This window comes from Pseudomonas khavaziana (genome assembly GCF_019145205.1).
In the GTDB taxonomy this organism is placed as follows: domain Bacteria; phylum Pseudomonadota; class Gammaproteobacteria; order Pseudomonadales; family Pseudomonadaceae; genus Aquipseudomonas; species Aquipseudomonas khavaziana.
The window spans coordinates 520543-546402 of the sequence record NZ_JAHSTT010000003.1 but is presented as its reverse complement, the minus strand read 5'-3'; the positions used below and the strand labels follow the sequence as shown (position 1 = coordinate 546402).

Genomic DNA, 25860 nt, shown 5'->3' with positions numbered 1-25860 from the left:
AGTAAGCACATGCAGTGCCTGACACTCAGCCATCGGCGGCAAGCCCCCTCCCACACTGTCCCCGCATGATCAGGACATTGTGTATGCCCACTGCCTTCCACCGCCTCATCCTCGCCGTGCTGCTGTTGTTGCCTTTGGCGGCATATGCAGGCGACGCCGAAGACTTCCTCGCCGCCAACCCGACGCAACAAGCCAAGCTCCTCCAGGACTGGGCCGCCCAGCCCGACCCGGCGCGCATCGAGCTGGTGGACGCCCTGCAACAAGGCCAGCTCACGCTCAACGGCGAAACCAAAACCATACGCCTGAACAACCGCCTGCGCGGCTTGATCAATAACGTCCAGGCCAGCCAGCAGTTGCTCGCCGCCGACCCCAAGGTGCGCCTGGCAGCCGCGCGCACCCTGCAAAAAAGCGCAGTACCTGCGCAGTTGAAATTCCTCGACCAGCAGGTCGCCGCCGAGACCGATGAGGACGTGCACACCGCCCTCAGCCTGGCCCTGGCCAACCTGCAACTGGTGGACAGCGATCCGGTGGTGCGCCTGGCTGCCGTGCGCTTGCTCGGCAGCACCGGTGACCCGCTGGCGCGCACGCGTCTCGAAGCGCTGCTCGCGCCGGGCGTGGAAACCGATGCCGCCGTGCACACCGCGGCCGAAACCAGCCTGGCCCAGGTCAAGCGCAAACTGATGATGGGCGAGATCCTCGGCCAGGCGTTCAGCGGCATGTCCCTGGGGTCGATCCTGTTGCTGGCGGCGCTGGGCTTGGCGATCACCTTCGGTCTGCTCGGCGTGATCAATATGGCCCATGGCGAGATGCTGATGCTCGGCGCCTATTCGACCTATGTGGTGCAGTTGATGATGCAGCGCTATGTGCCTGCTGCTATCGAGTTCTACCCGTTGATCGCGCTGCCGGTGGCGTTCTTCGTCACCGCGGCCATCGGCATGGCCCTGGAGCGCACAGTGATCCGGCACCTGTATGGCCGGCCATTGGAAACTTTGCTCGCCACCTGGGGCATCAGCCTGATGCTGATCCAACTGGTGCGCCTGGTGTTCGGCGCACAGAACGTCGAAGTGTCCAACCCCGCCTGGCTCTCCGGGGGGACTCAGGTACTGCCCAACCTGGTGCTGCCGTACAACCGCATCGTCATCATCGCCTTCGCGCTGTTCGTGGTGGTGCTCACCTGGCTGCTGTTGAACAAGACACGCCTGGGCCTGAACGTGCGCGCCGTCACCCAGAACCGCAACATGGCCGCCTGCTGCGGCGTGCCCACCGGGCGCGTGGACATGCTCGCCTTTGGCCTCGGGTCCGGCATCGCAGGCCTTGGCGGTGTGGCGCTGAGCCAGATCGGCAACGTCGGCCCGGACCTGGGCCAAAGCTACATCATCGATTCGTTCCTGGTGGTGGTGCTCGGCGGTGTCGGCCAGTTGGCCGGCAGCGTCATGGCGGCGTTCGGCCTGGGCATCGCCAACAAGATTCTCGAACCGCAGATCGGCGCCGTACTTGGCAAGATCCTGATCCTCGCGCTGATCATTCTGTTTATCCAGAAACGCCCGCAAGGACTCTTCGCACTGAAAGGACGGGTGATCGACTGATGAACCAGCCATTGATGCTTACAGCCACGCAAAAGGCCGGCCCCAAGGTGACGATTGCCGTCGGCGTGGTGATTCTCGCCGTGCTGCTGGCGTTGCCGCTGCTGTCGCTGCTGCCGACGGAGAGCACCTTTCATGTTTCCGCCTACACCCTGACGCTGGTGGGCAAGATCCTCTGCTATGCCATCGTCGCCCTGGCACTGGACCTGGTGTGGGGCTACGCCGGGATGCTGTCCCTGGGCCACGGTCTGTTCTTCGCCCTGGGCGGCTATGCCATGGGCATGTACCTGATGCGCCAGGCGTCAGGGGATCAATTGCCGGCGTTCATGACCTTCTTATCCTGGAACGAGTTGCCCTGGTACTGGGCCGGCACAGACCATTTCCTCTGGGCGCTGTGCCTGGTGGTGCTGGCCCCGGGCTTACTGGCGCTGGTGTTCGGCTTCTTCGCCTTCCGCTCAAGGATCAAGGGCGTGTATTTCTCGATCATGACCCAGGCCCTGACCTTTGCCGGGATGCTGTTGTTCTTTCGCAACGAGACCGGGTTTGGCGGCAATAACGGCTTCACCAATTTCCGCAGCATCCTCGGCTTTGGCATCACCGAACCGGGCACGCGGGCGGTGTTGTTCGTGGCGACAGTGCTGTTGCTGGTGGCCAGCCTGTACATCGGCTGGCGCCTGGCGCAGAGCAAGTTCGGCCGGGTGCTGACTGCACTGCGCGATGCCGAGAACCGCCTGATGTTCTGTGGTTACGACCCACGAGGCTTCAAGCTGTTCGTATGGGTATTGAGTGCGGTGCTGTGCGGGCTTGCCGGGGCACTGTATGTGCCGCAGGTGGGCATCATCAACCCCAGCGAAATGTCGCCGACCAACTCCATCGAGGCCGCCGTGTGGGTGGCCCTGGGCGGGCGCGGCACGCTGATCGGGCCATTGCTCGGCGCCGGCGTGGTCAATGGCATGAAGAGCTGGTTCACCGTGGCTTTCCCGGAGTATTGGCTGTTCTTCCTCGGCGCGCTGTTCATCATCGTCACCCTGTACCTGCCCAAGGGCGTTATCGGCCTGCTGAAGAAATGAGGAACGTCATGCTTGAACCTATTTTCGATGCCGGCAGCGGCCGCGATGCCATCGGTATCGGCCAGGCCGCAGGCAAAGGGCTCAATACCCGCCATGGCACCATCCTGACCCTGGAAGATATCAGCGTCAGCTTCGACGGTTTCAAGGCCCTCAACGACCTGAATCTCTACATCGGCGTCGGTGAATTGCGCTGCATCATCGGCCCCAACGGCGCGGGCAAGACCACGCTGATGGACGTGATCACCGGCAAGACCCGGCCCAGCCACGGCAAAGCCTGGTTCGGCGAAACCCTGGACCTGACCAGCATGAGCGAAGTGCAGATCGCCCAGGCCGGTATCGGCCGCAAGTTCCAGAAACCCACGGTGTTCGAAGCGCTCAGTGTGTTCGAAAACCTCGAGCTGGCGCAGAAGGCCGACAAGTCGGTCTGGGCCAGCCTGCGCGCACGCCTCAATGGCGAGCAGAAAGACCGTATCGATGAAGTGCTCGAGACCATCCGCCTCACCACCTCGGTGCAGCGGCCCGCCGGCTTGCTGTCCCACGGCCAGAAGCAGTTCCTGGAAATCGGCATGCTGCTGATGCAAGACCCGCAACTATTGCTGCTGGACGAACCGGTGGCGGGCATGACCGACGCCGAAACCGAGTTCACCGCCGAGTTGTTCAAGCGCCTGGCGGGCAAGCACTCGTTGATGGTGGTGGAGCATGACATGGGCTTTGTCGGCTCGATTGCCGACCACGTCACCGTGTTGCACCAGGGCAGCGTATTGGCCGAAGGGTCGCTGGAACAGGTGCAGGAAAATGAGCGGGTGATCGAGGTCTACCTCGGTCGCTAAGGTGGTTTTCCTGTAGGAGCGAGCTTGCTCGCGAGATCGTTAACGATAACGCGGGCATCCTGAATGTACGCGGCGCCCTCAGGTTTTTCGCGAGCAAGCTCGCTCCTACAGGGGATTGAGGAGGTTTTGAGAATGCTGCAAGTCGACAAGCTGCACCAGTACTACGGCGGTAGCCACATCCTGCGCGGGCTGTCCTTCGACGTGAAGATCGGCGAAGTCACCTGCCTGCTCGGGCGTAACGGCGTGGGCAAGACCACCCTGCTCAAGTGCCTGATGGGTTTGCTGCCGGCCAAGGAAGGCGTGGTGAATTGGGAAGGCAAGGCCATCACCGGCTTCAAGCCGCACCAGCGTGTGCATGCTGGCATCGCTTATGTGCCCCAGGGACGGGAGATTTTTGCCCGGCTGACGGTGGAAGAAAACCTGCTGATGGGCCTGTCGCGCTTCCCCGGCGCCGAAGCCAAAGCAGTGCCCGCCTTCATCTACGAGCTGTTCCCGGTGTTGCTGCAAATGAAGCATCGCCGTGGCGGCGATCTGTCCGGCGGCCAGCAACAGCAATTGGCGATTGGTCGCGCCCTGGCCAGCCGCCCGCGCCTGCTGATCCTCGATGAGCCCACCGAAGGCATCCAACCGTCGGTGATCAAGGAGATCGGCGCGGTGATCAAGAAGCTCGCGGAACGCGGCGATATGGCAATCCTGCTGGTGGAGCAGTTCTACGACTTCGCCGCCGAGCTGGCGGACCAGTACCTGGTGATGTCCCGGGGTGAAATCGTGCAGCAAGGCCGCGGTAAAAATATGGAAAGCGAAGGTGTACGCGGACTGGTAACCATCTAACCTGTAGCCTCTTGACGATAAGCACCCGGCCATGAACCTGCCCATATCCCCTGCCCTGTTCACCCCCAGCTGGCACGCCGAGCTGGAACTCGGCTACGCGCGTTTCGGCGACACCACGCGCCCGGTATTGCGCCGCCACCTTGGCCCGCTACGGGTGCAAAAGCACCTGTACGCCGAAGGCCCCGGGGTATGCCAGCACATCATCGTGCACCCGCCCGGCGGAATTGCCGGCGGCGATCGCCTGGACATCAGCGCCCATGTCGGCGCGGGGGCCTGGGCGCAGTTGACCAGCCCCGGCGCCGCCAAGTGGTACCGCGCCAGCGGCCCGGCGTTTCAACAAGTCGAGTTGACCGTCGAGGCCGGCGCGACCCTGGAATGGCTGCCCCAGGAAACCATCGTGTTCAGCGCCGCCCAGGCTGAACTGACAACACGTGTTGAGCTGCAAGGCGACGCGCGGTTGTTCTACTGGGATGTGGTCGCTCTTGGACGCCCGGCCAGTGGCGAGCGGTTCGACCTCGGCCACTTTCAATCGCACCTGGATATCCGCCGCGACGGGCAGTTGCTCTGGCATGAGCGCCAGCGCATTGTAGGCGCCGATGGGCTGCTGGATTCGCCCATCGGGCTGGATGGGCAGCCGGTGTTTGCCACGTTGCTGGTGACAGGTGAGGTCGAGCCTGAATTGCTTGAGCGTTGCCGCTCGCTGCCCCACGCTGTGCGCGGCGATTTGACCCAATTGCCGGGCTTGCTGGTCGCCCGCTGCCTGGCCAGTGAAGCACTGCTGGCGCGAGGATGGTTGATTGATCTATGGCGATTGCTGCGCCCGGCCATACTCGGCAGAGAAGCAATATCACCAAGAATCTGGAGCACATGAAGATCAAAATGTGGGAGGGGGCTTGCTCCCGATGGCGGTGGGCCAGTCACAAATGTATGCCTGACACCCCGCCATCGGGAGCAAGCCCCCACCCACACTTGATCTCTGTCAAATTCAAGAATGCATTCTTTGAAGGACCTTGAACCATGGACCTGACCCCACGGGAAAAAGACAAACTGCTGATCTTCACCGCAGGCCTCGTCGCCGAGCGCCGCCTGGCACGCGGGGTGAAGCTCAACTACCCGGAAACCATCGCCTACATTTCCGCCGCCCTGATGGAAGGCGCCCGCGATGGCCGCACCGTGGCCGATCTGATGCACTACGGCACCACACTGCTCAGCCGCGAACAGGTGATGGAAGGCATCCCGGAGATGATCCCGGATATCCAGGTGGAAGCCACCTTTCCCGACGGCACCAAGCTGGTCACCGTCCACCAGCCCATTGCGTGAGGCACTGCGATGATTCGTGATGCAACCGAACACGACCTGCCGGCGATCCGCGACATCTACAACGACGCCGTGCTGAACACCACGGCAATCTGGAACGAGCAACCGGTGGACCTGGCCAACCGCCAAGCCTGGTTCAGTGCGCGCCAGGCCCAGCAGTATCCGATCCTGGTGGCGGTGGAACACGACGAAGTCATCGGCTACGCCTCCTTCGGCGACTGGCGGCCTTTCGAAGGCTTTCGCTACAGCGTCGAACACTCGGTGTACGTGCGCAACGATCAACGCGGCAAAGGCCTTGGCCCACGCCTGATGCAAGCGCTGGTGGAGCGTGCGCGCAGTGGCGGCAAGCACGTGATGGTCGCGGCCATCGAAAGCGGCAACCAGGCGTCCATCCATCTGCATGAACGCCTGGGTTTCATCACCACAGGGCACATGCCGCAAGTGGGCATCAAGTTCGGCCGCTGGCTGGACCTGACCTTTATGCAACTGACCTTGAACCCGGGCGCCGAACCGCCCAAGGAGTGAGATCGATGAACGCTGCACAACTGCGTCGAGTCAATGCTGAAAGTTTTGCCCATTACCGCCTGGGCTTGATCGAGCTGTTGCTGGACGCGGTGCAGCATGGCGCTTCGGTGGGTTTTATGGACGGCTTCGACGAAGCCCAGGCCCGCGCCTATTTGAGCGGCGTGCAATCCAGCATCGAAGACGCAAGCCTGCTGCTGTGGGTGGTGGTGCGTGACGAGCAGGTGATCGCCAGCGTGCAGTTGGCGCTGTGCCAAAAAGCCAATGGCCTCAACCGCGCCGAAGTACAAAAGCTGCTGGTGCACAGCAGCGCCCGCCGCCACGGCCTGGGCCATCAATTAATGAGCACCCTGGAACTCGCCGCGCGCCAGCACAAGCGCGGCCTGCTGTACCTGGACACCGAGGCCGGCTCCGCAGCCGAAGCGTTCTACCAGTCGCTGCGTTATACCAAGGTCGGTGAGCTGCCCGACTATTGCCAAAGCCCGGACGGGCGCTACAGCCCGACCGCCATCTACTTCAAGACCCTGGGGCAACCTGCATGATTCCTGGCGAATATCAGATCCAGCCGGGCGACATCGAACTCAATGTCGGCCGTCGCACCCTCACCCTCGACGTGGCCAACAGCGGTGACCGGCCGATCCAGGTGGGTTCGCACTACCATTTTTTCGAGACCAATGACGCTCTGGAGTTTGATCGTGCAGCAAGTCGTGGCATGCGCCTGAATATTCCGGCGGGCACGGCAGTGCGGTTTGAGCCGGGGCAACGGCGAGAGGTGGAGTTGGTGGATCTGGGCGGTGGGCGGCGGGTATTCGGGTTTGCCGGGCGGATCATGGGTGACCTTTAGGGCCTCATCGGGGGGCAAGCCCCCTCCCACAGGGGAATGCATTCCAAGTGTGGGAGGGGGCTTGCCCCCGATAGCGATCACACATTCAACACATCTTTATCAGGGCAACCACACATGAAAATCAGCCGCCAAGCCTATGCCGACATGTACGGCCCCACCGTCGGTGACAAGGTTCGCCTGGCCGACACCGAGCTGTTCATCGAAGTGGAACAGGACTTCACCGTCTACGGCGAAGAAGTCAAGTTCGGCGGCGGCAAGGTGATCCGCGACGGCCAGGGCCAGAGCCAGTTGCTCGCCCATGAAGTGGTGGACACCCTGATCACCAACGCACTGATCATCGACCACTGGGGCATCGTCAAGGCTGACGTTGGCCTCAAGAACGGTCGCATCCACGCAATCGGCAAGGCCGGCAACCCGGATATCCAGCCCGGCGTGACCATGGCCATCGGCGCCAGCACCGAGGTGATTGCCGGCGAAGGCATGATCCTCACCGCCGGCGGCATCGACTCCCATGTGCACTTCATCTGCCCGCAACAGATCGAAGAGGCGCTGACCAGCGGCGTCACCACCATGATCGGCGGCGGCACCGGGCCGGCCACCGGTACCAATGCCACCACTTGCACCTCCGGCCCCTGGCATCTGGCGCGCATGCTGCAGGCCAGCGATTCGTTCCCGATGAACATCGGTTTCACCGGCAAGGGCAACGCCAGTTTGCCCGAGCCGCTGATCGAGCAGGTAAAGGCCGGCGCCATCGGTTTGAAGCTGCATGAAGACTGGGGCACGACGCCGGCAAGTATTGATAACTGCCTGAGCGTGGCCGACCAATACGATGTGCAGGTGGCGATCCACAGCGACACCCTCAACGAGTCCGGTTTTGTCGAAACCACCCTCGCCGCCCTCAAGGGCCGCACCATCCACACCTACCACACCGAAGGCGCCGGCGGCGGTCACGCGCCGGACATCATCAAGGCCTGCGGTTACCCCAACGTGCTGCCCAGTTCTACCAACCCGACGCGGCCGTTCACCCGCAACACCATCGACGAACATCTGGACATGCTGATGGTCTGCCATCACCTGGACCCGAGCATTGCCGAAGACGTAGCCTTCGCCGAAAGCCGCATCCGCCGCGAGACCATCGCCGCCGAAGACATCCTGCACGACCTCGGGGCGTTCTCGATGATCAGCTCCGACAGCCAGGCCATGGGCCGCGTCGGTGAAGTGATCACGCGCACCTGGCAGACCGCCGACAAGATGAAAAAACAGCGCGGCGCCCTGCCCGGCGACGGCCCCGGCAACGACAATTTCCGCGCCAAGCGCTACATCGCCAAGTACACCATCAACCCGGCAATCACCCATGGCATCAGCCATATCGTCGGATCCATTGAAGTGGGCAAGTGGGCCGACCTGGTGCTGTGGCGCCCGGCGTTCTTCGGTATCAAGCCGACATTGATCCTCAAGGGCGGCGCGATTGCCTCAAGCCTGATGGGCGACGCCAACGCCTCGATTCCCACGCCGCAACCGGTGCATTACCGCCCGATGTTCGCCAGCTTCGGCAGCGCGTTGCACGCCACCAGCCTGACCTTTATCAGCCAGGCCGCCCAGGACGCCGGGTTGCCCGGGGCCCTGGGCCTGAAGAAGCAGATTGCGGTGGTCAAGGGCTGTCGCGATGTGCAGAAAACCGACTTGATCCACAACGACTACCTGCCCGAGATCGAGGTAGATCCACAGACCTACCAGGTCAAGGCCGACGGCCAGCTGCTGTGGTGCGAGCCGGCGGATGTACTGCCGATGGCCCAGCGTTACTTCCTGTTCTGAACCCGCCCCTGCTGGCGCGGGCAAGCTCGCGCCCACAGGAAACGGAGACTACGCAAACAACGTCGCAATCATGCCTTCGCTGTATTGGTAATCCATGCGCAGCTCGACGCCCGCCGGGATATCTTCAATGGCAAATATCGCCGTCAGGATCATAGTGCTCCTGGTGCTCTTGGCACCCTGCCCCTCCTCCACTTCAACGTCGAACCCTACCCCTTCAACGTTGTAGCCGCCGGCGGCCTGGCGTACGGGCTTGCCGTTGGCGTCATATTCAAAGTGGGTATTGATCCTGGAAAGGATGTTGTCCCCCGAGATTTCGATGGGCTCCATGCCGAGTTTTCCAGGGGTCGGCCTGGCACCCGCCACGATCACGTAGGTCTGCCCTCCGGGGCTGCCGACTTGAGAGGGCAGCACGGTGCCGCCGTAGACGCCGAGGATTTCACCTTTGGCAATACGCCGGTTGGCCACCACCATGGACTGCCCGATCAGAACTTTTTCCTCAGGTACCTGCATGTCCTGGGCAGTGAACACGCGCCGCTGCAGCTTCTCGTCATAACGCGCCGCCACCTTTTCGTAGCCTTCAAACTGGAGATAAGGCTTGATCTGCTCAGAGCTGTAGTTGACGCCCGCTTCGGTCACGACTTCTCTCTGCAGTTTCCGGATACGCATGGGTTTGCCTTGCAGATCCCGCAGCGGGTACCTGCCGTTGTTAACCCGGTCATAACTGCCCGGCACATTGCGCAGCTGGGTGAAATGCACCTCGCGCTTCATGGCGCTCAGTTCGGTTGCAGTGTAGTGATCCACCGGCATGGACTCGGATGCATCTTCAAGTTCATCACTGGAACTGCCGGACCGCATGCCGCCCGCCGAGCCCCTGCGTATCCATGCGCCGTCGATATCGGGCTTGGCGACAATACCGCTGCTGACCAGGGCAAATGGATTCTCCGACGCCTGCACCCACAACACGTAATACTCGCCATCCCGGGCATCGGGCATGCTCGCGACAAAGTAGCGCTTGCCATCCAGCTCGATGGCGCGCGCCTGGCTGAGCTGCAGGCCGGAGGTCGGGCCCACGCCCGGTTCGACCAGCACTTCGAGAGGTTCATGGGGTAGCAGTAGCTCGGCGATTTCCTGGCGGCTCAGGCTCTCGATCAGTGCTCCTTCCTCGATCGCCAACCGCGCCTGCAACTCATCGGCCCTGGCCTCATAGAGCGCGGCGGACAATTGCTCGGCCGCTCGCTGGTCATGCAGGGCGGCCAACTGCTGCTGGTAGGGCTCGCTGAGCCGATCAAACTGCGCGCGGTATTTATGCGTCACATAGTCCTGCCAGAAATCCCGGGCCAACAGGGCGTGAAACTCCTCGGCAGAGTTGTCCTGGCCAATGATGTGCGTGTAGGCGTCATCCAGCATTTGCTGCGTCACTTGGCCCAGACGGGTAAAGCGCACCCGCTCGGGCTGCCCTGGCAATTGCAGCCGATCCTTGAGGCCGAAGCGATACGCCAGGCCGATCTCCACCTCTTCTCGCAGGCGGTCGATGTGCCGGGACTTATCGGCCGGCGGCACAGCGGGGTCGCTGATAATGTCCTTGCTGCGCTGGATATCGGCACGCGCAAATTTGTCGACCTCGTCCAGGCGGAACAAGCCCTTGGACAGGGTCGCCAACTGCGCCCCCGGCGCCTGTGCGGTGGCTTGCGCCCGCGCCCTGTAGATCAGGGTCCTGACCTCCAGATTGGCGAAGGAGTATGCGGCAAGATCGCAGCAACCGGGCTCGCCGGCCTGGTTGAACAGGTCCTTGCGGTGGTTCTCCGATGGCTCGGTATTTTCGCTGATGCTGTCGAGCACCTCCCACACGCGACGCTGCAAATCGGCATGCACTGGGCCGACCGGCATCAGGTTATTGAGCAGCCGGAAAAATGGCTCGGCGCCCGGCTGGCTGCGCAGTTGCGACCACTGAGCGCGCCTCGCGGCCAGTTGCCCCTCGGACATTCCCTGGGTCCAGCGTTGCAACGGTTGCGGTTCGGCCACAGAAGGCCCGGTCAAGCCGCGCTGAACCGTGATGGGGATGTTCAGCGCGGTTCTCACCAGCTGGTTCGTGTTGGTCGGCGCCAGGCCGGCCTGTACGAGGCGATGGTCGTAAGCCCTGACCTGTTGCAGGGTTTGCGGGGTCAGCGGATTACCGGATACGTACGTCACGTCATTGACCCGTGCCGAGCGCGCCAACTGCTCGTCGGGCGGTGCAATGACCGAGTCTGGCAGGGTCGTGATGTGATTATTGCGCAGGTCTATCTGATCCAGATTCGGTTGCTCGGCCAAGCCCACGGGCCAGCTGTCAATATTGGTGTTGTTCATACTGAGCCAACGCATGTTGGTAATGCGCGTGAAGTCCGGCGCAAGGCCGAGGGTGTTGTGTTGCAGCCATAGCACGCGCAACGTGACCCGTTCCGACAGGATCCGCGCAGTCTCGCGGGTCAGGCGGATCCGGTTGTTCTGCAAGAACAAGCGGGTCAGGCCGGGCATTTGTCCGAGGGCCAACGGCAGCTCGCGCAACTGGTTGTCCGACATATCCAGCCAGCGCAGATGCCGGAATCGCGCAAGGAACCCTTCCGGCGAAGCACTGAGTTGCATGTTGCTCAGTTTCAGCGAGCCTACATGGCCGAAATCCACATCCAGGTCCGGCAAGTTCGGCAGGTTCAGCCCACTCAAATCCAGCTCCAGGCCAATCGGTTGTCCATCACTGCTGAGCTTTTGCGGGGTCTCACGGCGCCAGGCGGCGAGGATCCGTTGCTGGGCCAGGAGACGGTCGTTCAGGTTGTCGGCGTTGGCTTGCCGTTCGCCTGTCCGCACATAGCGCTGGCGTTCTCCGCCCCCCGAAAACGTCCAGGCATTCAACTGTCGCTCCAGGGTGGTAAATTCCGCTTCGAGCCTGGCCAACGTCACATCGGCTTGCTCGCCCATCAGCGAAACCCACGCCCTCGCTTCGTACGTGCGCTTGTTCGGGTACATACGCCGTATCTTTGCAAGCCTGGGGTTGCCACTATCAAACGCGCCGTCACGAGCGCTTGAAACCACCGGCGACCGGGCCTCCACCAGGCGTTCCCAATAGCTCTCGAACTGCCGCCAGTAATCAGCCGGGAACGGGTTGCCCTCAAGCAAGGTGACACCGTTGACCCGGGCGGTTTCTTCGAACTGCTCTGGAGCCGGGTTGAGGTATTGCGCCGGCACCTCGCGCAACAGGTTATGGCTCAAATCGACGACTTCCAGATCGGGGCACGCAAGCAGGCCCGTCGGCCACTGCTCCAGTTGCGCGCCCCTCAGGTTCAGTTGCCTCAAGTGCGGCATCCCACTGAAATCCGGGGCAATGCCCAAGCGGTTGCCGGTGAACCGCAGCGTCTCAAGATCGCCCAGGCCACTGAGCATCCGGGCGCTTTGGGAATTGAGGCGAATGCGGTTGGAGCTCAGGTCCAGCGAGGTAAGGTTGTGCATGTCACCGATGGCTGCGGGTAATTCGGTGAGCCCGCAGCGGCGAATGCTCAAATCCTCGAGCCCGCTGAATTGCTTGAGGAAGGCGTCGCCCTTGGCTGACCATTTGGCCCCATAGATTTCAAGGCTCTGGACATGCCCGAAGTCGGCGCTCAGTGTCGGCAGCTCCAACTTGCGTGGCATCATCAACCGCAGGGTGCGGCTACGCGTACGACGCCAGTGCCCCATGATCTCATTGGCCATACGCGGCGCCGGGGCGTCGATATCCCGCACGCCCGATGCGTCCAATGGCGTCGTGGCCTGGACCCAGGCGTCGAGATCGGCGGTCAGGGTCTTGAATTCCGCTTCCCGGCGGGCCAGCCCTCGCCTGACGTCGCCACCCAGTGACTGGATGAAATTCGTCACTTCATCGTCGCTCAAGGTCGGGTACAGTGCACGTACCCGGGCCTTCAGCGCCTCCGGCGACGGCCCCACCACGCGGTCCAGCAGCCGCCGGAAGCCACGCCCGCCACCCAACAGGCGCAGCCCCGGTTCAACACTCGGCTTGCGCACCGGGTGCTCCAGCAACACCGTGCGCAGCGGTTGTCGCGGCAGGGGCGCTTGCCCAATGGCGGCCTTCATTTGCAAGGCATCAGTGAAGCCCAGGTTCTGGCGCTCCACACTGGACAACTGCTCCCAAGCGGCGGTGTAGAAGTCCCTGGGCATGGGTGCATCGAAGGCGCCGTTGATCTTGAGCACCAGGGTCTTGCGAATGCTCGAGTCCGGGGAACCGATGGCATCGAGCAGGGTGCCCTCGGCCGAGGATCGACGCAGCTCGACCCGTGTGCCGCGCCGCCAGCCGGGCAAGGTTTCGAGGGTACGCAGGGCCAGGCGCTGGCTGTCGAGGCCGGTCAAGGTGTCCAGGTGCAGGCCTTCATAGGCACGCGAAACACGGGTTTCCTGCTCGAACCAACGCGCCTGCTCGCGCTGCGTTTCGGGCAGAATCCCGCTGTTGCGAAACGCCTGCAATTGTTCATCGTTCAGGCCGGCAAGTAACTCGGCGGCAATCGACGCCGGCAGCTTGGGGTAAGTGCCCTGGACCAGTCCTACGTCAGGGTCATCGCTGGCGTTCAACGCCTTGTAGCGTTCCTCGACCAGCGAGCCCTTGAACGTCTCGACGATAGTGGCGACCGACTCGCGCACCTTGGCGGCCCGCATCGTCAACGACTCTTCGGCAGTGCCGGGGATCGTCATCAGCTTCGGGTCGAGGCCTTGCAAGCTGTGCAGCACCTCCTTGAGCAAATCACCACGGGCCAACTGGTTTTCAGTGACCACCACCACGTGCCGGGAAGCGGTGGTAAAGGCTTGTTCTTCCCACAACACGCGACCGCTGTCGCTCACCACGCGCAGCACGGTATTGACCGGCAACATGCCACTGCGCCGCATGAACTGCAGTTGCAGTGTCGGGTCCGCCTGGGCGTGAAGCGCCGGGTCGCTGCTGCGCATCTGCTCGACAAAGGTGGTCAGGTCCTGGTGAGCCTTGAAGTGCTGGACGGTGTCTTCAAGCAACAAAGGCACCGGGCCGTGTTCGACATAGGCCTGGCGCAGGGTGTCGTCCTCGATGCCGCTGGCCATGCGCGCCTGCTCCAGGGTCGGCGCGTCGAGCCCGCGCTGCGGCAGCCCCAGGCGCCGGATCAGGGTCGGCTGGTCCCAGGTCAGGGGCTCCTCGACTTCATGACTCCAGGCGCCGGCATGGTTATGCTCCAGCAACGGTTCATAAGCACCAGGGCGGCTGGGATGCTGGATGCGGTATCGCCCGGTATCGGGTTCCTGGCGCACTTGATAGTGGTCACCTTCATGGGGCAACAGCTTCTGTCCTTTATGGGCATAGAGGCCCAGGGCGTTCGGCTTGGCGTCTGCGGGTAAGTCGACCTGTACCTTGTAGGGCGTCAAGTCAGGGTTCCACAGCCGTTCTTTACCGTCGGGGAGGGTGACTGGCTTGAGTTTATCCACCACGCTCGCCAGCTTGATTTCGGGCACAACCTTGGCACCGGTCTTAAGCAAGGTTGCATTAAGGGCGATACTGGCTAAGTGCGCCCACATGGTCTTCAGGTCGCCTTGCTCGAAAGCCTCGACCCCTTCAAACGCCTCGGCACACATCTGCAGCACCGCCACCGCCAGCATGATCGGCCCCAGCCCCGGCACTACGAAGGCCGCGAGGTTGAATGCGCTGATCACCGCATCGAAGTAACTGGCCAGCCGGTCGAGGCGGGCCTGGCGATCCTCGTCACCGGTGGGCACGGCTACGGCGCGGGCGTCGGCAAGGATCTTGCGCACCTGGGCTTCGCGCAACGGTTGCCACAGGCGGGTGTCGATCAGCTGCTCATCCAGGGGTAAACGCGCCGGCTTGGCAGCCAATGGGTAGTCGCCGGCTGCGCCATTGCCGTTGGCGGGTTTGTACAGCCGGTTGAACTGTTGAAAGAACACGCCCTGTTCGCGCTGAGGCACGAAACGGCTGAAAAAACGCCGGTAGGACAGGCTGTGCAAGCGGGTCCGGAGGTCGGCCATGAACTCGCCGCTGGAGGCATATTCCTTGAGCGGCTGCTGGGGGTCGTTGGGGATGAACACCACCAGGCGCTCGACCCGATCGCTGTCTTTGCGTTCAGGGCCGATCAGCAAGGGCCCGACCAACACACTGCCGAAGATCTTCAGCGCCGCAAACGTCACCGGTTTACCGTCAAGCCTGGCGCTGCCGGGGTCGGTAATGACCTGCTTGAGCATGCGATAGGCATCGGCACTGACGCCCCACCCCGGCGTTTGCACCGCCACCTCGGCACTCAACGCCAATTGCTGGCGCTGATGTTCTTCAAGCTGGCGTTCAAGCGCGCTGCGCTGGGTATCGTCAGCGGGTTGCACGATGTCTTGGATATGTTGCTGATACCGTTTGCCCAGGTCCAGGCTGCGGCACAGTTGGGCAAACTCATGGGCAGGAATGGCCAGCGCATGCGCCTGGATCACACTGGGAGTCGGGACGATGTCGCTGTCGAAGCCGCCCCAGGTGGTGATCACCTGGCAATCGGCGCAGGCCCTGGCCTGTTCTTCGTCGGGCGCGAAGTTGGCCAGGGCTGCCTCGAGCAGGGAAACGCCGCGGTATTCATAGCGCTGCGCCGGGTCGCCTTGTTGATCGAAAACAAAGGCACCGTACAAGTCATCGCGACTTTTGAACCCGTACTTGCGTGCGAAATAGACGTTCCGGACATCCAGCTCCAACTTGAAGCGGGTCTTGATCGCGTCCTTGAGCGGCTGCTCGGCAAAGGCCAACACGTCCTCGATCTGGCCCAGGTGCTCGTCAACCTGGTTCAAAGTTTCACGGTAACGGTTATGGCTGTCGGCCAGGTCGGCCTTTTGCTGGGCCGTGGCACTCAGGTACCAGCTGGGCAGTTCCAGTTCGTGGTTGGCGAGTTCTTGCTGGCGCAGGGCGATAGCCTGATTGAACCAGGCGGGCACACGGTCTTTAAGGAAGTCGTAGTGCACGCCCCGAAGGTCAACGTTGAACGTGCCTTCGGGGGTGGGAGTAACGGGTTGCTCTGACATAGCGGGCCATCCATGACGGGTTGTGAAAACACCAACCTATCGAATCGCCCGGCCAGGCAAGCCCTAGCTATTTATCGCCGCTCAAAAATGCTCGCGCGGGTTGAACGCGGCCTTTTGCGCCAGCGCTTGCCACAACGCCTTGACCTCTTCGTCGCTGGTCTTGGGCATGACCGCCTTGAGCTGCACGAACAGGTAACCGCGCTGCCCGGCCTTGTTTGCCAAGCCGTGGCCCTTGGCGCGCATGCGCTGGCCGTTCTGACTGCCGGCGGGCACCTTGAGGTTGATCTTGCCGGTCAGGGTCGGCACCGCCACTTCCGCGCCGAGCGCTAACTCCCAGGGTGCCAGGGGCAAATTAATGATCAGGTTTTCGCCATCCACTTCAAACCTGGGGTGCGGCGCAAGCTTGATAATCAGGTACAGGTCGCCGTTGGCGCCGCCACCGATGCCCGGTGCGCCCTGCCCTTTGAGGCGGATGCGCTCGCCGTCGGCTACGCCGGCGGGGATCTTCACGTTCAGGCTCTTGGTGGTGTTGCTGACGTGACGGCCCGAGGCGTCGTATTGCGGCACCTGGAAGTTGATCTGCTTGGACTCGGTGGACAGCGTTTCCTCGAGGTGCACCGTCAGTTGCATCTCCACGTCCTGGCCCTTGCGCCCCGCAGGACGGCGCTGGCCGCCACCGAAAGCGTCGCCACGACCACCGAAGATCGAGCTGAAGAAATCGGAAAAGTCCTCGGTACCCGCGCCGCCACCGCCGAACCCACCACGGCTCTGCCAGCCCGGTGGCCCCTGGAACGGTTGGCCATGCTGGCCGTATTTGCGCAGCTCATCGTACTCGGCGCGCTTGTCGGCACTTTTAAGCGCCTCATAGGCTTCGGACGCGTCCTTGAATTTCGATTCGGCGTCTTTTTCCTTGCTGACATCGGGGTGATATTTGCGTGCGAGCTTGCGATAGGCCGCCTTGATTTCCTTATCATCGGCCGTCGGCTCTACACCCAGAATCTTGTAGTAATCTTTGAAATCCATCGGCGGTTCACCATCCTTTATCGAGATCGCACTGCCCGGGGCACCACGTGCGCTGGTTTGCACCTGTGGAGGGTGGTGGCCTGGGGGTACGTCAAAGTGTTATCGGCATCAGCCGTATGCACCAGATGTGGGGGCAAATCCCGCACTTTCAAGCGTGATTTAACGGATAGTCGGCCTACGCAAGCGCCTGCGACTGACATACACTGCGCGGCCGTTTTTCAACCGGAACCCGATAGACATGAAAAACCCATCCCCAGCCCGTGCCTGCGGTATCGACTTCGGCACGTCCAACTCCACCGTCGGCTGGATCCGCCCCGGCGAGGAGACGCTTATTGCGCTGGAGGACGACAAGATCACCTTGCCGTCGGTGGTCTTCTTCAACTTCGAGGAGCGTCGCCCGGTGTATGGCCGCCTGGCCCTGCATGAATACCTGGAAAACTACGAAGGCCGGCTGATGCGCTCGCTCAAGAGCCTGCTGGGTTCCAAGCTGATCAAGCACGACACCAGCGTATTGGGTACGGCCATGCCGTTTACCGACCTGCTGGCGCTGTTTATCGGCCAGCTCAAGAGCCGTGCCGAGGCTACTGCCGGTCGTGAGTTCGAGGAAGTGGTACTGGGCCGCCCGGTGTTTTTCGTCGATGACGACCCCATGGCCGACCAGGAAGCCGAGAACACCCTGGTGGACGTGGCGCGCAAGATCGGCTTCAAGGACATTTCCTTCCAGTACGAACCGATTGCGGCGGCGTTCGACTACGAGTCCACCATCGAGAAAGAAGAGCTGGTGCTGATCGTCGACATCGGCGGCGGTACGTCAGACTTCTCCCTGGTGCGCCTGTCCCCGGACCGCCGACACAACGACAACCGCCAGAGCGACATCCTCGCCACCGGCGGCGTGCACATCGGCGGCACCGACTTCGACAAGCAACTGTCCCTGGCCGGCATGATGCCGCTGTTCGGCTATGGCAGCCGCATGAAAAGCGGCGCCTACATGCCCACCAGCCACCACATGAACCTGGCTACCTGGCACACCATCAACTCGGTGTACTCACAGAAATCCCAGCTGGCCCTGGGCAGCATGCGCTACGACATCGAAGACACCGGCGGCATCGACCGCCTGTTCAAGCTGATCGAACAGCGCGCCGGGCACTGGCTGGCGATGGAAGTTGAAGAAACCAAGATCCAACTGACCCACGAAGACAGCCGCCATGTGCTGCTGGATCGGGTCGAGCCGGGGTTGAGCGTGGACCTGAGTCGCACCTTGTTCGAATCCGCCATCGACGGGCTGCTCGAACGCGTGCGCAACAGCGTGACCCAGTTGCTCACCGATGCTTCGGTTGACGTGGCCCAGGTGGATACGGTGTTCTTTACCGGTGGTTCCAGCGGCATCCCGGCACTGCGCCACAGCATCTCGGCAATGCTGCCGAATGCGCGGCATGTGGAAGGCAATATCTTCGGCAGTATCGGCAGCGGTTTGGCGATCGAGGCCAGCAAGCGCTACGGCAACTGACCTGCTCCGATCTCGCCAACACTGCGATCAAATGTGGGAGGGGCACCGCCCCTCCCACATTTTGGCCTGCGTACATCCGAAACGCAGGGTAGCTTCGATGGACGTAATGGACGCAGGTTGAGTCCGCAAGCGGCCTAATCCTGCTTGTCATAGTTGACCGCAAAGGGAGATTTCAACGGCACTGCTAGTGCGCCCTGAAGGGGAACCGTATGACTCAATCTTCTTAACCACATCCATACCTTCAACGACCTTGCCAAACACCACATGCTTGCCGTTAAGTTGAGGAGTCGCAACGGTGGTGATAAAAAACTGACTACGGTTGGTATTCGGGCCATCGTTGGCCATGGACAACAGGCCTGGCCCGTCGTGGTTCAACGTAAAATTTTCATCTGCGAATTTCTCACCGTAGATCGACTTTCCTCCGAACCCATCGCCTCGGGTAAAGTCCCCACCTTGAAGCATGAAATTTGGGATTACCCGGTGGAACTTCGACCCCGCGTACCCAAACCCGTGCTCACCCGTGCACAAGGCTCGGAAATTCTCAGCGGTTTTCGGAACAACGTCAGCGAAGAGATTCATGACAACTCGCCCAGCCGGAACGCCGTCGATACTCACGTCGAAATAAACTCGTGGATTGCTCATAGGTTTACCTTTTCCTTTTCAATTAATTGAAAAGCAGGAAAACCCCATGATTTTCCTTAATTCTCATTGGCGCTCAAGAAAAGATAAAAGCTCCTGTCCTGCCTGCAACCTGTGAAAGCTGACAGTTTCTTAGACGGTTTGGCGATCATTTTTATAACGCCATTCGCTAAACCGTCCCGCCCAGCTATGCGGGCATTGAGGACGTACGATCCCTTCCCCACCTTCGAAGTGTGGGTTGTCTATGCCGTCGCAAGAATGAAGATCCGTTTGAACGGAAACAGCGTATGCCCATCCCTCTCCGGCGGGTAACGCTGGTGCACTCGCGCCAGGTATTGCTCCAGGAATCGTCGTCGCTCCTGCTCATTCAATGCCAGCAGCACAGGCCGCAGTGCCGAGACTTTGACCCAGTCAAAAATCGGCGACTGGCCCTCGACGACCTGTAGATGCTCGGTCTCCCAGATATCCAGGCCGGTGGTCAACGGCGCCAGCAAACGGTAATAGCGCTCCAGCGACAGCACCGGGCGCTCGGCCATGCACTGCCGAAGCTGCGGTGTACCCAGTGGTGCGTTATCCAGACCACCGTGTTCAAGGGTTTCGAGCATCAACGCGTACCAGGGCGCGTCCCGCCAATCAGGCATGTGAGCCGCCAGGCAACCGCCGGGGCACAGTTGCGCCAACAAGCGTGGCAACAAGGTTTCATGCCCATTGATAAAGTGCAGCACGGCGGCAGCGAACAACAGGTCCGCAGGCTGCTCGGCCTGCCAATGCTGCACATCGCACCTGTACCAGAGCGCCTTGATCGGCAGGTAGCTGGCCTCGCTGAGCATTTGCGAGGAGCTATCGATGCCGATCAACTCTGCCTCGGGCCAACGCTTGGCCAACAGTTGGGTGGCGATGCCGGTCCCGCACCCCAGGTCATAGATGCGCCGGGGCTGCAGGGAGGTCATGCGGTCCAACAGTTCCAGCACCGGGCGCTCGCGCAGGCGGGCGAATTGAAGATAGGCCAGTGGATCCCACCGAGTTGTAGCAGGCCCTGCCGTTGACGGCTTGGGTTTGTTGATCATGACTTAATCCATTAGGTCAGTTAGGGCGTAAGGCTCAGACAGGCAAGTTAGCCTGCATCAGCTCACAATTGTCGCCCGAGGACGTTCAATGTCCTGAGTGCCAGCGCCACGCCGCGCCGGGTGTCCGGCTCACGCAGCAACGACAGCAAGCCATAGAGGCTGGGCGGAGTCTCTTCAGCCTGGGTCTGCGCCGTGGCCATGCGCGCCGCGTTGCCGACGTTCCAGGACACAGCCGTGGCCTGTTCAAACAGCAGCGCCAGTTTCTCCACCATGGCGCCATCGAGCATGTCCACCAGGTCGGACACCAACGCCAGCACATCGACAACATTGTCCATACGGCCACTGTCCAGCAGCGGTTGTAGCTTGGTAAGCAACGCCACAAGCCCGGCGTTATGCCCGGGCAACGTATCAGCAACATCCATGACGATTAGAACCTCCGTGTGTCAGATCAAAGCATTCCGCGCGCCACGGCCCAGTACAGGCCACGATTGAAGCCGGTGCGCAGCAGGCCGCCGAGCTTGCTCGGCGGAGTTGGCAGAACGTCATGGGCGTAGTCGTACCACAGCGGCATTCCGGCATTCAGCCCCATCTGCGCCACCGCCTGCACGCGCCCTTCGTATACCGAATTGGGAGCGCCCAGGCGAATCTCGGCGGTGATGTTATTGGCGATCACCGGCGCCTGGTTATGACAGGCGCCTCCGGCCTTGCTGATGGGCAAGTCGACCGTGTCGCCGATGACGTACACCCCTTGCAACCCATAGACCTGCAGCGTTTCATGATTAGTCGGCAGCCAGCCTTCGTCATTTTCAGCCTGGGAGACGCCGCTTTCGAGCACCACATCCACGGCACGAATCGGCGGGGTCGCCATCAGGATATCGAAAGGCTGCTCCTCACCCTCTTCGGAGTAGGCAATACGGCGCTCGGCGTCGACCCTGCCCAAGGTGAAGTCGCGCTGGAAACGGATATTCCTCTGCTCGAAAATACCCGGCAGCGCCTCCCCGACCGGACGCTGCATGAACAGGCAGTTGCGCAAAAGCTGGGCGACGCTGGGGTAGGTGTAAATGATTTCAACTTTGTCGCGCACACCTCGACGCCGCAGCAAGTCGTCCAGCATCAGGGTAGTTTCCACCGGGGCGATGCCGCATTGGTGAGGTACGTTTGGCGTCTTTGGAAAAGAAACGCTGATGAAAATCCGCCCCCGCTCAATCGTATTCAGGCGCTCGGCCAACCGCCGGGCTGCCGCGTAATCGTAGAAATGATCACCCGCCTCCTTGAGGCCCTCGATACGTTCGGGTGCAGGCACGCAACCGGTGGCGATCACCAGGAAATCGTAGCCGTAGCGCTTGCCACTGCGGGTATGCAGGTGCTGGCCGGCAAAGTCGAAGCGCGTGACCTCATCAACCCGGAAGTCGATTTCCGGGCGCAGCAATGAGCGTTCGGGGCGCTTCAACTCTTCGTCGAAGAACTGATTGAAGGCCACGTACATGAATGCAGGCTTATAGAAATGATCGGGCGAGTTCGACAGCAAGGTAATGCATACCTCGCCGCGCAGGATTTCCGAATAAAGCTTGGTGACCAACTGGTTGGCGAGCATCGTGCCGCCAACGCCGCCACCGACAATTACAATGTGCTTGCTCACGCGTCCCCTCCCTGGTTCAGACAACCTCCCTCGGGGAGTTAGCCTCATCCAAGCAGGTGCAAAGCACCACTGTGAGAACTTACAGTTTCAAGACATCTTCGGCATAACGTTTATCGCAATCGGCTATTTGCCCGAGTGCCCGGCCTCAAACCATGCCGCCAAGCTTCAATTCGCTCTTGAGGTAGGCATAGTAAATCGGCCCCGCCACCACCCCCGGCAAACCAAACGCCGCTTCGAACACCAGCATCGCCAACAACAACTCCCACGACTTGGCACTGATCTGCCCGCCAACGATGCGTGCGTTGAGGAAGTACTCGACCTTGTGAATCACAATCAGATACCCCAGCGCCGCCACCGCCACCCAGATCGACAGCGACAGCGCGACGATGGTGATCAGGGTGTTGGACATCAGGTTGCCAATCACCGGCAACAGGCCGAGCAGGAAGGTCAGCACGATCAGGGTTTTTGTCAGCGGCAGGTGGATGCCGCACAACGGCAGCACCACCGCGAGGAACACCGCGGTGAAGGCGGTATTGAGCGCAGCGATTTTGATCTGGGCGAAGACGATGTTGCGAAACGCCTGGACCAGCAGGTGCAGGCGATCGAACAACGCGGCGGCCAAAGGTTTGCGCTTGGTCAGGTCGGGCACGCGCTGCAGCGCGATGATAGCGCCGAGCACCATGCCGATCAGCAAGGTAACGAACATGTGGGCTGCGTCTTTGCCCACCAATTGCAGTTCGCTCAGGTGCTTGCTCAGCCAATCGCCGATAGCCACGCGAAACTCGGCGGCACTGGCGGGCAGGTAGGCATCGATAAACGGCGGCAATTGGCCGCGTGCGCGGTCGACCACGCCCATGAATTTGTCGAGGGACGCCCCGGGATTTTCCGCTTCGTGGAGCAGGAAGCTGATGGCGCCGGCGAATATCAGGGTCAGCACGCTGACGATCAGGGTGCCCAGCAAGGCCACCGCCAGCCAGCGTGCGCGCCGGCCCTCGATCAGGCGTTGCAGTTGCGGGGTGAGCATGTTGACCAGTTCATAGACCAACAGGCCGGCCAGCAGGCTGGGCAGTAATTTGAGCGGCAGCACCAGCAGCAACCCGCCGAAAATGATGATGTAGCTGGACAGCAACAACACATGACGCTGAGAAAACGTTGGCATACAGCCTCAAAACGAACGGCGTTAAAGGATGTTGTAGGAGCGAGCTTGCTCGCGAAAAACGAAAGGGCGCCTCGTTTAGTCTGGGTGCCCGCGTGATCGTTCACGTTTTTCGCGAGCAAGCTCGCTCCTACAAAGGGGCTGTGTGCGAGTGTCGCAGCCTTCTATGGCCCGGGGCTATTATTTCTTCAGGCAGGTGCTCATGAATGTTTTACGCGCATCGCCGGTCAACGCTTCGGTTTTAGCCGACGCATTGCAGTCTTTCATCTTCTGCTGCTGCGGCGTCAGGGTCTTGGCATCGTTGGCCGCTGGCGCCGACAGGCAGGTCTTCATGAAGGCCTTGCGGTCATCGCCTTTAAGGGTCTTGGTTGTGGCCTCGGCATTGCAGGTGGTCATTTTGTTCTGCTGGGCGGTAGCGGCAAAACCCTGGGAGCACAGCAGCAGGCCCATCATCAACAACGGAATACGCAGCATCTTCATGGAGTTTTCTCCCTGTTACCGTGCCGACGGGCACGGCCTACCTGGCAGTGTAGTCAAAACCTGTTACAACTTCAGCGACCACGTATATTCGAACGCCGGTACTGCTCCGGCGTGCAGCCGGCGTGACGCTGGAACATGGCGATAAAGGCCGAGGCGGTGCTGTAGCCCAAGTCAAACGCCACATGTTGCACGCTGCGCTCACTGTCCAGCGCTTCGATGGCCGCCAGGTAGCGCAGGCGCTGGCGCCATTCGCCAAAGCTCATGCCCAGTTCGCGCACAAACTGGCGCGCCAGGGTGCGCTCGCTGACATGCACCTGCTCGGCCCATTGCACCAGCGGGCGATTGTCTCCCGGTTGCGCTTGCATGCCTTCCAGAACACCGAGCAGCCCAGGGTGGCGGGCGTAGGGCAAGAAACCGTCGTGAATCGGCGCCTGTTTGAGCTGGTCCACCAGCACCTGGGCCAGGCGAATATCGGCATCGGCCTGCGGGATATTCACGTCACGCTGGGCGAAATCACTGAGGATGGCCTTGAGAATGTCGCTGATCGCCAGGGTGCACGGGGTTTGCGGCAGTTGCTCACAGAGCGACGGCGCCAAGCCCACCGAGCGATACACGATCGCCTGGGCGTTGTAGGAGCTGTGCTCGGTATCCGGCGGAATCCATACCGCGTACTGCGGCGGCGACATAAAGCGGTTGCCGGCGACCTCCATGCGCATAACGCCATTGGCCGAATAGTCCAGCGAGCCCCAGCCATGCCGGTGCGGGGTGCACTCGGTATCCGGAGCGAACTCGGAGTAGCGGAAGTACACTGGGCTGGGCAAGCTGGGGAAATCCGCGAGACGTACGGTATGTCTGGGCATGTTGTCTGGATTCAGAGGTCGGTTGTCTGGTTCGCAGTATAGGCTTCGATACAGACAGAGGATAATCGCGCCTCGTCAATACACTGGATTCTTTCAATGCAATACGCGTATCCGCTGCTGGCCATCTTTATCTGGGCCGGCAATACCGTGGTCAACAAATTGGCCGTAGGCTCAATCTTCCCGGCTGAAATCGGCTTTTACCGCTGGCTGTTCGCTGCGCTGCTGTTCACTCCGTTCATGTTCAAGCCGGTCGTTGCCAACTGGGCGCTCATCCGCCCGAACCTGGGCAAGATCTTCATCCTCGGCATTTTGGGCATGGCGGTGTATCAAAGCCTGGCCTATTACGCGGCCACGCTGACCAGCGCCACCAATATGGGCATCATCCTTTCACTGATGCCGCTGATGGCCCTGACCGCCGCCATCATCAGCCTGGGCCAACGCCTGACCTATGGCGCACTGACCGGTGCAGTGCTGTCATTCGCCGGCGTAGTGGTGGTGGTGTCGTCCGGCAACCTCGGTGCACTGCTGCAACACGGGGTCAACCTGGGCGACGGCATGATGCTCATCGCCACGCTGGCCTATGCCATCTACAGCACCCTGCTGAAAAAATGGCAACTGCGCCTGCCGCCGTTGGTGCTCCTGTATTTACAGGTGCTGGTGGCGGTGGTGGTGCTGTTCCCGCTGTATCTGTTCTCGGCCAAGGCGGGCCTGGGCTGGGCGAATATTCCGCTGGTGCTGTATGCCTGCCTGCTGGCTTCGATGCTGGCGCCGCTGGCGTGGATGCACTCGGTGAAGACGCTTGGGCCGAGCCGTACCACGCTGTTCTTCAACCTACTGCCGTTGATTACCGCGCTGATTGCAGCGGTGGTGCTCAAGGAAGAGTTGGCTCTGTATCACGTGGTGGGCGGCTTGCTGACCTTGGGTGGGGTGATCCTGTCGGAGCGCTGGACCACGCCGGTCACAGCCACTCATGACACATCCTGTTAAATCCGATAAAACTTTTCGCCTGGCCCGGGACTCACAACCTATAGCGATCACGCCGGCAGAGCGTGGCGTACAACCGGATTAGCCCCAGGAGATTGAAATGACTGAAGCACACTTGACTGACATTGCGACCCTGCGCAGCCGCGCCCGCCAGAATGTCGAAAACGGTGCCGTGACCGAAGGCTACGACGCCGACCGTCAGGAGATCATCCGCCTGCTCAACGAGTCGCTGGCCACCGAACTGGTCTGCGTGTTGCGTTACAAGCGTCACTACTTCATGGCCAACGGCCTGAAAGCCAGCGTTGCCGCCGATGAGTTTCTGGAACATGCCACCCAGGAAGCCGAGCACGCCGACAAACTGGCCGAGCGCATCGTGCAACTGGGCGGCGAACCGGAGTTCAACCCCGACCTGCTGTCGAAGAACTCCCACGCCCAATACGTGGCAGGCAACTCGCTCAAAGAGATGGTCTACGAGGATCTGGTGGCCGAGCGTATCGCGGTGGACAGCTACCGTGAAATCATCCAGTACATCGGTGATAAGGATCCAACTACCCGCCGTATCTTCGAAGATATCCTGGCTCAGGAAGAAGAACACGCCGATGACATGGCGGATATTCTGCAGGACCTCTGACAGGCCGCTGTT

Annotated in this window: 22 protein-coding genes; 13 read left to right on the top strand and 9 right to left on the bottom strand. The window is 61.4% G+C overall.

Annotation, left to right across the window (positions count from 1 at the left end; all coding sequences use genetic code 11):
* Positions 1-83: 83 nt before the first annotated feature.
* The 10 genes from urtB to ureC all read left to right on the top strand — a co-directional run bounded on the left by urtB (position 84) and on the right by ureC (position 8812).
* Positions 84-1586 carry an urea ABC transporter permease subunit UrtB gene (gene urtB, locus KVH01_RS10450; protein WP_217881362.1) on the top strand — a complete coding sequence of 501 codons (1503 nt, stop codon included), beginning with the start codon at positions 84-86 and terminating at the stop codon, positions 1584-1586.
* Positions 1586-2653, top strand: a complete 1068-nt coding sequence (urtC, locus tag KVH01_RS10445; RefSeq protein WP_217881361.1) for an urea ABC transporter permease subunit UrtC — start codon at positions 1586-1588, stop codon at positions 2651-2653. Before urtB ends, urtC begins: the two co-directional genes overlap by 1 nt.
* On the top strand, positions 2650-3483 hold the full coding sequence (gene urtD, locus KVH01_RS10440; RefSeq protein WP_161796502.1) for an urea ABC transporter ATP-binding protein UrtD: 834 nt from the start codon (positions 2650-2652) through the stop codon (positions 3481-3483). The genes urtC and urtD overlap by 4 nt, the downstream gene beginning before the upstream one ends.
* A 132-nt stretch (positions 3484-3615) precedes the next feature.
* Positions 3616-4314, top strand: coding sequence for an urea ABC transporter ATP-binding subunit UrtE (gene urtE, locus KVH01_RS10435; protein ID WP_217881360.1), 699 nt, complete (start codon positions 3616-3618; stop codon positions 4312-4314).
* Positions 4315-4345: 31 nt separating this feature from the next.
* The gene (locus tag KVH01_RS10430; RefSeq protein WP_217881359.1) at positions 4346-5185 is read left to right on the top strand and encodes an urease accessory protein UreD; all 840 of its coding nucleotides are present in this window, start codon (positions 4346-4348) and stop codon (positions 5183-5185) included.
* Between the two features lie 146 nt (positions 5186-5331).
* A complete protein-coding gene (gene ureA, locus KVH01_RS10425; protein WP_003171437.1) occupies positions 5332-5634 on the top strand; it encodes an urease subunit gamma in 303 nt (100 codons plus the stop codon).
* A gap of 9 nt (positions 5635-5643) precedes the next feature.
* Positions 5644-6156 (top strand): GNAT family N-acetyltransferase, encoded by a 513-nt coding sequence (locus tag KVH01_RS10420; RefSeq protein ID WP_043047804.1) that lies wholly within the window; start codon positions 5644-5646, stop codon positions 6154-6156.
* Positions 6157-6161: 5 nt separating this feature from the next.
* Positions 6162-6695, top strand: a complete 534-nt coding sequence (locus tag KVH01_RS10415) for a GNAT family N-acetyltransferase (protein WP_217881358.1) — start codon at positions 6162-6164, stop codon at positions 6693-6695.
* Complete coding sequence (locus tag KVH01_RS10410; protein ID WP_217881357.1) at positions 6692-6997, top strand: urease subunit beta; 306 nt, start codon at positions 6692-6694, stop codon at positions 6995-6997. The genes KVH01_RS10415 and KVH01_RS10410 overlap by 4 nt, the downstream gene beginning before the upstream one ends.
* 114 nt (positions 6998-7111) lie before the next feature.
* Positions 7112-8812 (top strand): urease subunit alpha, encoded by a 1701-nt coding sequence (ureC, locus tag KVH01_RS10405; RefSeq protein WP_217881356.1) that lies wholly within the window; start codon positions 7112-7114, stop codon positions 8810-8812.
* A gap of 48 nt (positions 8813-8860) precedes the next feature.
* Here ureC and KVH01_RS10400 read toward each other — a convergent pair whose 3' ends face one another.
* Together KVH01_RS10400 and KVH01_RS10395 are read right to left on the bottom strand one after the other, a co-directional pair.
* Positions 8861-15862, bottom strand: coding sequence for an NEL-type E3 ubiquitin ligase domain-containing protein (locus tag KVH01_RS10400; protein WP_217881355.1), 7002 nt, complete (start codon positions 15860-15862; stop codon positions 8861-8863).
* 81 nt (positions 15863-15943) lie between these two features.
* A complete protein-coding gene (locus tag KVH01_RS10395; RefSeq protein ID WP_217881354.1) occupies positions 15944-16885 on the bottom strand; it encodes a DnaJ C-terminal domain-containing protein in 942 nt (313 codons plus the stop codon).
* 238 nt (positions 16886-17123) lie between these two features.
* On the opposite strand from KVH01_RS10395, the gene KVH01_RS10390 reads away from it, so the two are divergent.
* Positions 17124-18392 (top strand): Hsp70 family protein, encoded by a 1269-nt coding sequence (locus tag KVH01_RS10390; RefSeq protein ID WP_043047811.1) that lies wholly within the window; start codon positions 17124-17126, stop codon positions 18390-18392.
* A 147-nt stretch (positions 18393-18539) separates the two neighbouring features.
* Here KVH01_RS10390 and KVH01_RS10385 read toward each other — a convergent pair whose 3' ends face one another.
* The 7 genes from KVH01_RS10385 to KVH01_RS10355 form a co-directional block, all read right to left on the bottom strand.
* Positions 18540-19034 carry a peptidylprolyl isomerase gene (locus tag KVH01_RS10385; protein WP_217881353.1) on the bottom strand — a complete coding sequence of 165 codons (495 nt, stop codon included), beginning with the start codon at positions 19032-19034 and terminating at the stop codon, positions 18540-18542.
* A gap of 239 nt (positions 19035-19273) precedes the next feature.
* Positions 19274-20098, bottom strand: coding sequence for a methyltransferase domain-containing protein (locus KVH01_RS10380; RefSeq protein ID WP_217881352.1), 825 nt, complete (start codon positions 20096-20098; stop codon positions 19274-19276).
* 62 nt (positions 20099-20160) lie between these two features.
* Complete coding sequence (locus KVH01_RS10375; protein WP_217881351.1) at positions 20161-20520, bottom strand: DUF1641 domain-containing protein; 360 nt, start codon at positions 20518-20520, stop codon at positions 20161-20163.
* A 26-nt stretch (positions 20521-20546) separates the two neighbouring features.
* Complete coding sequence (locus KVH01_RS10370) at positions 20547-21785, bottom strand: NAD(P)/FAD-dependent oxidoreductase (RefSeq protein WP_217881350.1); 1239 nt, start codon at positions 21783-21785, stop codon at positions 20547-20549.
* Between the two features lie 97 nt (positions 21786-21882).
* Positions 21883-22896, bottom strand: coding sequence for an AI-2E family transporter (locus KVH01_RS10365; protein WP_043047819.1), 1014 nt, complete (start codon positions 22894-22896; stop codon positions 21883-21885).
* Positions 22897-23073: 177 nt separating this feature from the next.
* On the bottom strand, positions 23074-23373 hold the full coding sequence (locus KVH01_RS10360) for a PsiF family protein (RefSeq protein ID WP_217881349.1): 300 nt from the start codon (positions 23371-23373) through the stop codon (positions 23074-23076).
* Positions 23374-23444: 71 nt separating this feature from the next.
* Positions 23445-24233, bottom strand: coding sequence for an AraC family transcriptional regulator (locus KVH01_RS10355; protein WP_217881348.1), 789 nt, complete (start codon positions 24231-24233; stop codon positions 23445-23447).
* A gap of 96 nt (positions 24234-24329) precedes the next feature.
* Here KVH01_RS10355 and KVH01_RS10350 point away from each other — a divergent pair, with 96 nt between their 5' ends.
* Both KVH01_RS10350 and KVH01_RS10345 read left to right on the top strand, forming a co-directional pair.
* The gene (locus tag KVH01_RS10350) at positions 24330-25220 is read left to right on the top strand and encodes a DMT family transporter (protein WP_217881347.1); all 891 of its coding nucleotides are present in this window, start codon (positions 24330-24332) and stop codon (positions 25218-25220) included.
* 97 nt (positions 25221-25317) lie between these two features.
* Complete coding sequence (locus tag KVH01_RS10345) at positions 25318-25848, top strand: ferritin-like domain-containing protein (protein WP_005784304.1); 531 nt, start codon at positions 25318-25320, stop codon at positions 25846-25848.
* Positions 25849-25860: the final 12 nt, after the last annotated feature.